11 protein-coding genes and 1 pseudogene are annotated in these 10,538 nt (G+C 66.5%); 5 read left to right on the forward strand and 7 right to left on the reverse strand.

Features of this window, described 5'->3' with window-relative positions:
- Positions 1–92 precede the first annotated feature (92 nt).
- The 4 genes from ACFYO5_RS37755 to ACFYO5_RS37770 form a co-directional block, all read right to left on the reverse strand.
- On the reverse strand, positions 93–383 hold the full coding sequence (locus ACFYO5_RS37755; protein WP_388718268.1) for a hypothetical protein: 291 nt from the start codon (positions 381–383) through the stop codon (positions 93–95).
- Between the two features lie 429 nt (positions 384–812).
- Entirely contained in the window at positions 813–2,588 is a 1,776-nt protein-coding gene (locus ACFYO5_RS37760) for an alpha/beta hydrolase family protein (RefSeq protein WP_388718271.1), read from the reverse strand.
- Positions 2,575–3,825, reverse strand: coding sequence for an MFS transporter (locus ACFYO5_RS37765; RefSeq protein WP_388718275.1), 1,251 nt, complete (start codon positions 3,823–3,825; stop codon positions 2,575–2,577). The genes ACFYO5_RS37760 and ACFYO5_RS37765 overlap by 14 nt, the downstream gene beginning before the upstream one ends.
- Positions 3,826–3,842: 17 nt before the next feature.
- Positions 3,843–5,381, reverse strand: a complete 1,539-nt coding sequence (locus ACFYO5_RS37770; RefSeq protein ID WP_388718278.1) for a tetratricopeptide repeat protein — start codon at positions 5,379–5,381, stop codon at positions 3,843–3,845.
- Between the two features lie 709 nt (positions 5,382–6,090).
- On the opposite strand from ACFYO5_RS37770, the gene ACFYO5_RS37775 reads away from it, so the two are divergent.
- From ACFYO5_RS37775 to ACFYO5_RS37790, 4 genes and pseudogenes are all read left to right on the forward strand, one after another.
- Positions 6,091–6,441, forward strand: a complete 351-nt coding sequence (locus ACFYO5_RS37775) for a hypothetical protein (RefSeq protein WP_388718281.1) — start codon at positions 6,091–6,093, stop codon at positions 6,439–6,441.
- A 178-nt stretch (positions 6,442–6,619) separates the two neighbouring features.
- Positions 6,620–7,695 (forward strand): annotated as a pseudogene (locus tag ACFYO5_RS37780) (FGGY family carbohydrate kinase).
- A 119-nt stretch (positions 7,696–7,814) separates the two neighbouring features.
- Complete coding sequence (locus ACFYO5_RS37785) at positions 7,815–8,081, forward strand: hypothetical protein (protein ID WP_388718283.1); 267 nt, start codon at positions 7,815–7,817, stop codon at positions 8,079–8,081.
- Positions 8,082–8,183: 102 nt separating this feature from the next.
- Positions 8,184–8,324, forward strand: a complete 141-nt coding sequence (locus ACFYO5_RS37790; RefSeq protein ID WP_388718285.1) for a hypothetical protein — start codon at positions 8,184–8,186, stop codon at positions 8,322–8,324.
- 309 nt (positions 8,325–8,633) lie between these two features.
- Here ACFYO5_RS37790 and ACFYO5_RS37795 read toward each other — a convergent pair whose 3' ends face one another.
- From ACFYO5_RS37795 to ACFYO5_RS37805, 3 genes are all read right to left on the reverse strand, one after another.
- Entirely contained in the window at positions 8,634–8,915 is a 282-nt protein-coding gene (locus ACFYO5_RS37795) for a hypothetical protein (RefSeq protein WP_388718288.1), read from the reverse strand.
- Positions 8,916–9,177: 262 nt separating this feature from the next.
- Entirely contained in the window at positions 9,178–9,474 is a 297-nt protein-coding gene (locus ACFYO5_RS37800; RefSeq protein WP_388718291.1) for a hypothetical protein, read from the reverse strand.
- Entirely contained in the window at positions 9,471–9,668 is a 198-nt protein-coding gene (locus ACFYO5_RS37805) for a YlcI/YnfO family protein (protein ID WP_388718294.1), read from the reverse strand. The genes ACFYO5_RS37800 and ACFYO5_RS37805 overlap by 4 nt, the downstream gene beginning before the upstream one ends.
- Positions 9,669–10,250: 582 nt before the next feature.
- Here ACFYO5_RS37805 and ACFYO5_RS37810 point away from each other — a divergent pair.
- Positions 10,251–10,460 (forward strand): hypothetical protein, encoded by a 210-nt coding sequence (locus tag ACFYO5_RS37810; RefSeq protein ID WP_388718297.1) that lies wholly within the window; start codon positions 10,251–10,253, stop codon positions 10,458–10,460.
- Positions 10,461–10,538: the final 78 nt, after the last annotated feature.

Genomic DNA, 10,538 nt, shown 5'->3' on the forward strand with positions numbered 1-10,538 from the left:
GGTCCCACTCCGCGTTCGTCAGATCCCCACGGCCCATACGACAAGCCTGACCCCAACACCCCACTCACGTCAGGAGATCCGAGAAACAGTGCCTAAGCCAAAGCGACGCACCGGCACCGTCGTACGCCGTGACGGCCGGGCCGCTCGGGCTCGGTGCGGCAATCGGCATGACGATGACCGAGCGCGGCACGGTCGCCCCGGCCGCAGGCAGCAGCGTCCTCGCCCAGTTCGACGACATTCTCGCCGAAGCCGCGCCCGAACTCGCCAGGCACGTCCTCCATGAAGATCGACGCAGACACCGGCCGCCTGCACGTCGCCCCCGACGCTCCCACATATGGCACAAAGCTGCGCTGGATCGCACCGAAGCTGATCACGGCCGCCATGAGCAAGGTCCCGGCCGCGAACGTCCGCACGTCCCGGAGCCCTCCCCCGGAAAGATCGGACCCGCCACGGCGGCCGCGACACCGTACGGACCCCTCCGGGCAGGGGCCAAAAAAGGGGAGGCGCTGCACAGTGTGAGACTCACTGCGCTGGCCGCTGCGGACGCTCGTCGAGCGGAACAGGCTGGAGACCACGGCCGTGGGCGACGTCATGCTCGGCGTCGTCTCCCTGCTCCGTGAGCAGGGCGCGCCGACATCGCCCGCACCGCCGCGGTCGCGCCATCACCGAGCACTTCCACGCCTTCGAGGCACAGAACCCGCACGTCTACCGCGTCCTGGAACGCCTCGCGGCCAGCCGCCCCACCTGCCGGCGTAGCGGGATGGAATAACAACTTCGCCCGGAGGGGGTGGGCGGGCCGTGGGATGACGTCCCTATGCGATACCCAAGACCGAGTGCAAGGCATTGCGGACATGCTGGTAGCGCTCGGCTGACTGTTCGGGGCTCAGTGGAACGTGGCCCATGCCGCGTTCCTGGATGAACGTCCAAGGGCGTCCGTGGGCCTTGGCGAGCGCAGCGGCGTGCGCTGTGTCTTCCCAGTTGATGACCTCGTCCTGATCTCCATGGATGAGGTAGACCGGCTGATGTCCCGTGTCCGAGAGTCGGCCCGGATTGAAGACGGGATGTGGGCTTGTGGAGTCCGGCGCCATGGTGAACCGCTCTGCGAACCATCTCCCGTAATGAGTGTCCGCTGCGACCGCTCGGTTCATATGGCGACGCAGGTCGACGAGCGGGGCGCATGCGACGGCGCCTGCAAGTTGGTCGTTGAGGACGCAGCCGAGCAGCGCGAGAGATCCGCCGAAGCTACCGCCGAGCAGCGCAATGCTTCCAGGACGTATCCCGCGCGCTCGTGCTTCGGAGAGACAGGCGTTGAAGTCCCGTTGGAAGGCTCCCTGCCAGTCGCTCCACGGCTGTCGCTGGTAATCTGATCCATAGCTGACTGACCCGGCATAGTTGAGGCCGACGACCAAGATCCCCGCATCCAGCAGTTCTCGGTACAGGCCGTCCCAGCGAAGCTCGTCGCGCTCGACGGATTCCGGGCCGCCGTGCAGGGACACGACCATGGCGGCGGGGCTGCGATCGGGTGCGTAGATCAGGGCCGGCGTGTGCTCCAGCCAAGCGTGCCGACAAGCCGCCTTGCCCGGGTGGGCCGTTATCTGCCCGACGCTGGTGGCAACAGCCGCTTGCGGACTGATCCAGTGCCAGGAAGAGGAATCAAGCGTGCTCAGGCCGTACAGGCCGATGCCGGTGTGGTTCGCAATGCGGATTCGCAGTCGCCCCGACCTGGGGGCGTCCGGACCAAGCGGTCGGACACTGCCGTCGGCAGGATCGATGATGTCAAGACGGTCGTCGGCTTCCACAGTGCGGACAGCTAGCAGCTGAGAAGGTCTCCTCGTGCCGCCGCGGATGAAGCGGGCGTCTTCTATCCAGCCGTATGGGCCATGGGAAGAGTGGAGAGCGGTCAGAGCCCCGTCCGTGAGGTTCCACAGGCTCAGTGACGGCTCCGCGCCGGTGTCCGTGGCGTCTGCCAGGACCACGCCCGTACCGTCTTGGCCGTCGAGCCAGCGCCCGACGACTGAACCCGTGACCTCACCGGATGATGGCACACACAAGCGGAGGAGCGGCGACCAGGGACCACGATCCTCCTTCAGCACCGCGGCGTCGATTGCCGCGTTCCAGTAGATCAATTCACCGGGAGGCGCGTTCTCGAGCATGTGAGTGCCCATCTCACCGCTGGGCGAGACTTCGAGGATCCGCCGGTTGCCTTCCTCGTCCTCAACGATGAGTACGAGCGAGTCCTGACCGTTTCGGTCGGTGCCCTCCAGAACGTCGTGGAACGTCCATGCACCGGTCTCAGGAGAGGGGAGATCAGCCCAGCGGTGCGTCTCCTTGCCGTCCAGTGCCGTCTCCGCGATGGTCAGGCGGCTGTCGTCCTGCAAGTAGAGCCGGGCCATGACTTGGCGGTTCCCCAGGAACAAGATCGCATCGGCGTCGAGCTCACGACGAAAGAGGACGCGGTGCCCGCCTGCGTGGTCCCTCTCGATGACGTTCAGCCAGCCGTCGGGGGAGAGGGAGCCGATCACAGGACCGTCTTGCCAGGCGAAAAGGTGCTGGTTGCGCTCATTGAAGAAGTCCTCAGCCAGGGACATGCGCGGGCTCCTTGCTGGTATCGCTCATGCGGGCGCGGAGGCGTCCGTAGAACAACGGGACGAAGATGGCGTTCGCGGCGGTCAACACCGTAGCGACCATGACCGTGCGGTCACTGCCCAGACTCTGGTAGAGCCAGCCGCCGACGGCACCACCAAGTGCGTCGCCGGCGAGGAACGCGCTCTGGACCAAGCCGAAGAAGGCTCCCGCCACAGCGCTGGGAAAGGCGCCGAGCTGGAGCAGTTCCTGAGACACGGTCGCCCCCAGCAGAAAGACTCCTCGGAGGATGAGCACCGCGGCAGCGATCCACGGGCTTACGGAGAGAGCCAATATCAAAGTGGCCACGGCACACGCGGATTCTGAGAGCATGAAGACGCGCAGCGGTGGCCGTCGGCGCAGCACCGGCCCGGCCATTGCCGCGGCGGTCAGCCTGCTCAGGCCTGCCGCGGCCAGTACGACACCGACGAACTCAAGGGGCACTCCGCGTTCCTTGAGCAGCAGCGGCAAGTAGGGCGTTAGGAGGCTGGCGTAGAAGCCCATCAGGAGCCCGAGTCCCACCACCCCAAGGGCTAGAGCCCGATGACTGCGCAATGTCTGGACGAGACCCGGGGTCCCACCCCCGTCAGCGGGACTCTTCCCGTCGAAAGCGGACTGCCTCTCGGTGGCCGTGCGGTCGGGAGGAACGACCAGGGCCGCGGTCAGCACACAGCCTGCTGCCAGAAGGAGCACGAAGACGTATCCCCGGTTCCCGCCCCCGGCCAGCGCGGCCAAGCCGCCCGCCGCACCTGTGCCCAGGGCCATCCCGGCATGGTTCATGAACTCCCGGCGGGCGACGATCCCCGTCCGCTGATCCTCCTCGGTGTGGTGCACGATCCATGTGCGGATCGCGATGAAGACCCCGGAAGCGCCGATACCAGCGATGAAGCCGGACAAAATGGCGACGACAGGCACCGCGTGCACCACCCGTAGGGCCATGCCCGCCGAGTACAGGAATGCGCCCGAGAGAAAGACGGGCCGACTGCCCCAGCGGTCCGCCAGTCGCCCGATGAAAACCGATGCCGTGCCGGCGACGGCCATCGCTGTGTATGACAGGCCGAACGCCATCAGGTGTCCGTTGCGCTCGAAGTACAAGGGCTGCACCGTCTTGGACAGCCACATACCCGAGAAGAACAGGAATGTGAACGCAGCCAGTCGCCGACTGCCAGTGACGTGGGACTTGGGGTCGGAGTTCTTGCGCATGGAACGCCTTGTCACCTTCATTCGGTCATCGCGGCAACTACCTGGTCAAGGTTGGCGCGCGCGTCGGAGTCGTCGGGAGCAAGCATGACCACCCGTTCCAGCGCCTCTCGAGCCGAGGTCAGGTCGCCAACAGCCGCGTGCTGCTCCGCAGCCAAGGTCAGAAACTTGACCGCGCTTTCTGCGGAAAGGTCCGAGAGGTCGACACAGAGCAGCAACTTCAGCGCGGGTGCCGGGTCTTCACTCTCACCCAACGCGTACGCCAGGTCATAGAGGGCGTCGCGGTCGTCTGGAGCGTACTCATGGGCGGCACGGTACGAGCTAACGGCCTCGTGGACTCTGTCCAACCTGAGATAGGTGAAGCCCAGTAGCGAGTGGACTTCCTGGATGGAAGGCCCAAGGGTCCTGGCGGTCAGCAGACACTCGAGGGCCTTCGGGAAGTTGCCGAGGTCCAAGTGGCAGTGTGCCAGTTCCATGTGATATTCCGGCATCTTGCCGTCGAGATCCAGCAATTGCTCGTAGACCTCGATGGCCTGGGCATGATTGCCTGATCGACGGTGACACTGCGCAAGATTGTAGATGAGCACGGTCTGATGCATATGGTTTTTCGCGGAACCGGAGCGCAGATGGGCTATTCCGTCGGTGAGGAGCGCGATCGCCTCCTCGACATTCCCGCGCCGGAATTCTACCAGCGCGTAACCGTTCCGGTTGAAAACCTTGTGGAAGTCCAAGTTCTCGACATTCGCCGACTGCGTGTCTTGGAGCATCGCATAGCCGTGCTCCAGAAACTCAGCCGTCTTGTCCAAGGACCGCAGAAACGGTGGATGGTGGCGCGCATACAGCATAGACAGGGCGTAGTCCGCACCTGCAGCGGCGACCACCGACGGGCTTTCCCTCCAGCGCAGGTAGCAGAACTCGGCTTCCATCGTCCTTCCCTGCATGGCATAGGAAAGTCCGAGCTTTCCCCAGACGGCCGGCTCGGCGCGATGCTGAAGAATGATCTGCAGTATTCGTTCGGACGACCAGCTGTCACCTAAGCTTAGATACCGATCGGTCTCCTCCAGGAGGAATTCAAGATCGCTCTCCTCCAGCCTGCCGGTGGCCGAGCAGAGGCGTTCAATACGCCTTTCTCGGCCATTTTCCTCGTAGTTCAGGGAGATGTCCGCGTCTGCGGCTCCAGGGAGCAACCGCACCGTGACCTCGGTCGACAGCGTGGCCAGCGTCTCGAAGAAGAGGCGGCTTCCTTCGTCCAGGTGCTCACATCCGACGACCTCGACCAAGATCGGGCCAGAATCCCCGATCCACGCCCGACCGACATCCCGGAAGTTGCGGACCAGACGGTCCTTGAGGAAGAAGCGGATACGATCGTGCGCTTGCGCTGCATCGGTCAGACTCTCCGTCTCTTCCATCACCGCGCAAGCCGGGTCATCGGGAGAAATGAGCTTCAGCCCGATGAGAGCCTCCCGTGGCCAGCCATCCGTACGGTCCGAGCTGAGCAGAGCCTTGACCGGAAGAAAGCCTATGGACTTCCTGCGCGCCTCAACCGTGACACGGTTCAAGATTTCCCCCTTGAGAGTGACGAACGGAAGCGCCCGGGGCGGTTGTCCGCCCCGGGCGCTCATGCATCTCCGCAGTGTTGCTCAGCTGGCGTTGTACATCACGGAGAAGACAACCTTCTTGGGCTTCGGAGCAGACTTGATGAGCTTCATCGTTTCCCCCTTCTGGTGAGGCGTGTGTGCCCGTACGGGAGCTGTGCGGGCTCTGAACCGAAACCTACATAGCCCACCCCGGTTCCGGCAAAGGCGTTCCTTACCACAAGCCCTCCGTGTGTCGCAAAATCGATGTTTTGCAGCTTGAACTGAAGGGCACTAAGGAATGACCCGCTCCCTTTGCTGTTGCCGTCTTGAAAAGGGCCCCAATCCCCTAGAATATTCAGGGCGCAGGCGGACGAGAAGTATATATCCGACATGAGTGAGTAAGTCACCTGTGTACAGTAGAAGGGCGACTGACGCTCGGATAGTTGGCTGGAACTCGTCGGATGTGTCTAAGGAACGTCGTAACGATCAAGTCATTTTGAGGCGTCGGCTCAAAAGTAAAGGAAGTCGGCTGCCTGGATGACGGCGGAGGTCCCACAGGGAGCCGTTGAATGCCTGGACGGGTTGCGGGGGCACCCGGCGACCACATCATCGGCGCTCCGAGGCCGGCGACGCCCGGGTGGCGGGCGACACACAGTCGGGCTGGGCCACCAGACGGCGGGACAGCAGCCCAATGTCGCAGCTCGGCACATCCGCCGTCGCGTCCCGCTGGTCCTCCTGCTTGCTGAAGAGGTCAGGCATCAGCGTGCCGCGTCCGGTCAGCAGCTTGAACTACCTGCTGACCAGTGAGGGCTGGCGCCAGGAGCACAACGGCTACAGCCATCGGGGCCCGGCCTTCATCAACAACCTCCTCACCCGTCGGCCGGCTACGTGGGACGATCGGCCCGATGGATGGTGGCTTCGGCACGCGAGGAGACCCCGGTGTGCGTTCTGGTCACGGGTGATCGATGGATCCCCGCCGGGTACGTCGACGCCCTGGCAGAGGTGTGCGGCCCGTTTCGGACCGGGGCGCGGCGTTGTCTGAGCGGCAACCAAAGGGCTCCGGCGCGAACACGACGCTGCGTTCGGCGCGGCTCGTCACCGGACTCGCGGCGACCGGCCGGTGCGCCGCGACGGACACTGCCTGCGGCCTGGGTCGGGTGTGAGTTGTGGCGCGTGAACTGGTGCTCGGTGTCGACGCGGGCCATACCGTGACCAAGGCCGTGTTGTTCGACGCCACCGGCCGAGCGGTGGCGCGGGGCAGCGGCACAGTGCTCCTGAAGACCCCTCGACCCCATTGGGTGGAGAGGGATATGGACGAGGTGTGGCGGACCGCGTTCCAGGCCATCGCCGCCTGTCTCGCCGAGGTGGGACCGGACGCGCGGCGGGCCGTCGCCGCGGTGGGACTGGCCGGGCACGGCGCGGCCTGTACGCCGTCGACGAGCTCGGCCTGCCGGTGCGCGCCGGGATCGTGGCGATGGACACACGCGCCGAACCAATGCTGGTGGAGTGGCGGGGCACTCCGGTCTGGTCGCGCGCCCTGGAGTTGTCGGGCACGGTGCCGTTCGCTGGCTCCCCGGCCGCCCTGCTGGCCTGGCTCGCCCGCCACGAGGCGGGAGTGCTTCGGCAGGCCCGGTGGTTTCTGTCCTGCAAGGACTGGCTGCGCCTGAGACTGACAGGCGCGGTGGCCACCGATCCCACGGACGCCAGTGCCTCGTTCACCGACATGCGACGCGGCGGATACTCGCCAGAGCTGCTTGACCTGTACGGCCTCGGCGCGCTCGCCGGCCTGCTGCCGCCCGTGCTGCCCTGCGACGCGGTGAGCGGAACCGTCACCCGTGAGGCCGCGGCGCTCACCGGGCTCACCGCCGGCACGCCCGTTGTCACGGGGGCCCATGACGTCGATGCCGCCGCACTCGGGATCGGCGGTACGACGCCGGGCGAACTGTGCCTGATCGCCGGGTCGTTCAGCATCAACCAGGTGGTCAGCGAGCGCCCGGTCGTCGATCCGCGCTGGCAGGTCCGTCACTTCGTCCGCCCGGGCCAGTGGATGACCATGTCCACCTCACCCGCGTCGGTGGCAAACCTGGAATGGTTCCTGCGGGTCACCGGTGCGCCGACCGACCAGCGGTACGGCGTCCACGAGGCGATGGGCCGCGAGGTCGAGGCATGCCTGGACGGTCCGTCGGAGGTGTTGTTCCACCCTTTCGTCTACGGCTCCCCGCACCCGCATCCCGCGTCCGGGACGTTCCTCGGATGCGCGGCTGGCACGGCCGCGGCCACCTGCTGCGGGCCCTGATGGAAGGCGTGGTCCTCAACCACCGCTGGCATGTCGACGCGCTCCGCTCGAAGCTGCCGATCACCGGGGCTGCGGCCCGGCTGACCGGCGGGGCCGCACACAGTGCGGTATAGAGCCAGATGTTCGCCGACGCCCTACGGCGGCCGGTCGTGGTGACCGACGTGCAGGAGAGTGCTGCCCGGGGAGCGGCGCTGCTCGCCGCCACAGCCGTCGGACTGCTCGACGACGTGACGGACCCGCGCGCCACCCCCCAAGTACTCAGGCGCCACGAACCCCGCGCCGACCGGGTCGCCGTACTCGACGAGGCGTATGAGGTGTACCGACAGGCGTTGGAGGCTCTCGGACCGGTCTGGGCTCGCCTGGACGCGCGCGAGGCTCCGGAGTGAGCGCCGGCGAGCCAGCGACATGAGGGAGCGACGGACATCCCGGCATGGCCACTGCCGCTGGTCTCCCACGCGGAGCGGGGCAATGACTTCTACCTGGTCTCGGTGGTGCACCCGCGCTACGTCCTGGCCATCGCAGACCACCTCCAGGGCAACGACCGGCTGGTGGGCCTGACCCGCATGTGGGGCGGACCCAACCTCTCCCAGCTGTGGCGGATCTACCCCTCGTCCGAGGACCAGGGCTGAGTCCGCACCTGCATGAACGCCGCCATAGCGGGAGTTCTGCCTGAACCGCGCCGGCCCACCCGCGGGTGGCCGCCAAGCGTCACCCGGAACGGTGATGCAACTGCGGTCACCCGCAAGCGGAGCTGCGGTTCACCGCAGAACACGAGGGAGTCTTCTCATGAGCCTGACCGCCACCGATACTCCCGCTGGCCCCCGGAGCCCCGCAGGTCGAAGCATCCCTTCCACATCACCAAGGAAGAAATTGAGCTCCCGGAACCGGTCACCCCTGCCGCAGGGCCGGTCACGTGCCGCGGTCGCGAAGGCATGGGGTCATGGGCCGCAAATGCGTTGGGCTTGGGAGGCCGTCCTGTCGCGGTCGGCCTTCGCGTCGGCCAGGGCCTGCTGCTCCGCGATGCCGGGGTGACCGCCCTGAGCGATCAAGTCGTTGTACCACTTCAGCCAGGAGTCGTAGTCCTTCTGTGTTTTCTCGGCGACCGCGAGCGCTTTGGCACAGTTGTCTGCCGCGACGGCTGGCGTGGCGTGTACCGCTGTGGCCGAGAGCGCGAGGACCAGCGCGGTACCGGCCGCGCCGGTGAGCAGGCGAAGAGACACCACAGGAAACCTCCATGGGGTGCTTACGTGTGTGTGGCCATTGGCGCCAGTTCGCTGCGGCCGCGCACGTCCGACGAGCGGAGCAGCGACGTGGCGCTGCCTCCGGGGTCACCGCCCCTTGACACCACCATCACCCGCCCGGACTTGCCCTGCCACTCGGAAAGCCCTGCGTTGATGGCAACTCTTGAAAACGGCCGGAGGAAGGGAGCAGGGAAGTTCGGCGAGCGGTGGTACGTGGCGAGCCGGGGCCGCGCCAAAGGTGTTACAGGTCGAGGACGGCGCGCAGGGCGTGGTCGACGCGGTTCATCGCCTCGCGGTCGACGGCGCCCAGGCACTTGGCGCCGTCGAAGCGGGTGGCGCGCAGCTGCTGGAGGTTGACGGCCACCGCGGTGCAGGGGAACGGATCGCCGATGGTGACGGACATGGCGGTGTCGGGGTAACGCCCCGCAGGGTGCAGCACGATACCGACAACGACCCCGAACGCCTCTTCCAGTCCGCTGAGGGAAACGACCAGGACGTTGCGGCCGTCAGCGAGCGTCCAGATCTCGCCACGCTTCACAGGCTGTCGCCCTCGCCCGCCAGGTCCTCGTTCAGACCGAGCGCGGCAAGCTGCTGCGCCGCGTCGAGAACAGCCTGACGGCGCGCCGCGCGCACCACATAGGCATTGAGGCTCAGGCCGGCCGCCTCCGCGCTCGCGCGAAGAGAGGGGGCGAGTTCGGCGGGCACGCGCAGGGTCATTGTGGTCACAGACATGCCACCACTTTAGCCACCAGAAAGTGATGGCGTCAGGTGGATGCTGGCTCACGTATTGGCCGATTTCGGTCACCCGGGCCACCCAGCCGTCACCTGATGGCCTCGTAACCCACGCCGCGCCCGGACCGCGTTCTCCGCCGCGCTCACCCCCTGCGATGCCGGCAGCCCTTGCACTTCAAGATCCCCGACAGGGCCAAGCTCACCCCAGGGGGTACCTCTGCCGCGCCCCGAGCCGGGCCGGAGGGCTGGTTCAACACCCTGAGTCTTCTGTCCTCAGAACCTCTCAATCTGAGTCGGCGGTGGCCGGACAGCCAGGAGATCGTCCGCTCGATCGACAGGGGACTGGTTGGCCGGGGGCGACTGGCACGGAAAGGGCATCCGAGGTCCAGGCCGGAGAGGTCCGGCATGCTCGGCGGCCGGGAGCTGAGCGCGACCGGCGGTGCCTGGTTCGGCAGCAGAGCCCCGATACGGCAGCACGGCCCCGGACTGCGCGTCGCAGTCCGGGGCCCTGCCCCGTGCGGTGCCACCCTGCGGCCGCAGTACGTGGAAGCGCTTCGGGAGGGGAGAGTGCCGGTGGACGGTATGGAAGCTCTGGTTGAACAGGGCGTAACGGTGCTGTTCAAGGCCGACGCTGAGCGGATGGCAGAGAAGGGCAAGCCTTGGACCTTCGTCGCCAGTGGAGCGCCGTTGCGCGAGGACGTCCTTGTGCGAACCGATGCCGCGTCCGTGGAGCAATGCCTCGCAGTGTGCTTGCCCCGCCTGCGTGAGCTGGGCCTTTCGTTCCCTGAGTGAGAGAGCGGGTGTGACCGAACCGCCGCCCTGGATGTCAGTACCGGCTGCTTACATGAGCCCATGGACACCGTGCACACG

The organism is Streptomyces sp. NPDC006259 (assembly GCF_042870975.1).
In the GTDB taxonomy this organism is placed as follows: Bacteria; Actinomycetota; Actinomycetes; order Streptomycetales; family Streptomycetaceae; genus Streptomyces.

Excerpts from the sequence above, each read along its gene's own strand:
- ACFYO5_RS37765 (WP_388718275.1), bottom strand. The coding sequence starts at position 3,825 with ATGCGCAAGAACTCCGACCCCAAGTCCCACGTCACTGGCAGTCGGCGA.
- ACFYO5_RS37805 (WP_388718294.1), bottom strand. The coding sequence starts at position 9,668 with ATGTCTGTGACCACAATGACCCTGCGCGTGCCCGCCGAACTCGCCCCC.
- ACFYO5_RS37755 (WP_388718268.1), bottom strand. The coding sequence starts at position 383 with ATGGCGGCCGTGATCAGCTTCGGTGCGATCCAGCGCAGCTTTGTGCCA.
- ACFYO5_RS37760 (WP_388718271.1), bottom strand. The coding sequence starts at position 2,588 with ATGTCCCTGGCTGAGGACTTCTTCAATGAGCGCAACCAGCACCTTTTC.
- ACFYO5_RS37810 (WP_388718297.1), top strand. The coding sequence starts at position 10,251 with ATGGAAGCTCTGGTTGAACAGGGCGTAACGGTGCTGTTCAAGGCCGAC.
- ACFYO5_RS37785 (WP_388718283.1), top strand. The coding sequence starts at position 7,815 with ATGTTCGCCGACGCCCTACGGCGGCCGGTCGTGGTGACCGACGTGCAG.
- ACFYO5_RS37775 (WP_388718281.1), top strand. The coding sequence starts at position 6,091 with ATGTCGCAGCTCGGCACATCCGCCGTCGCGTCCCGCTGGTCCTCCTGC.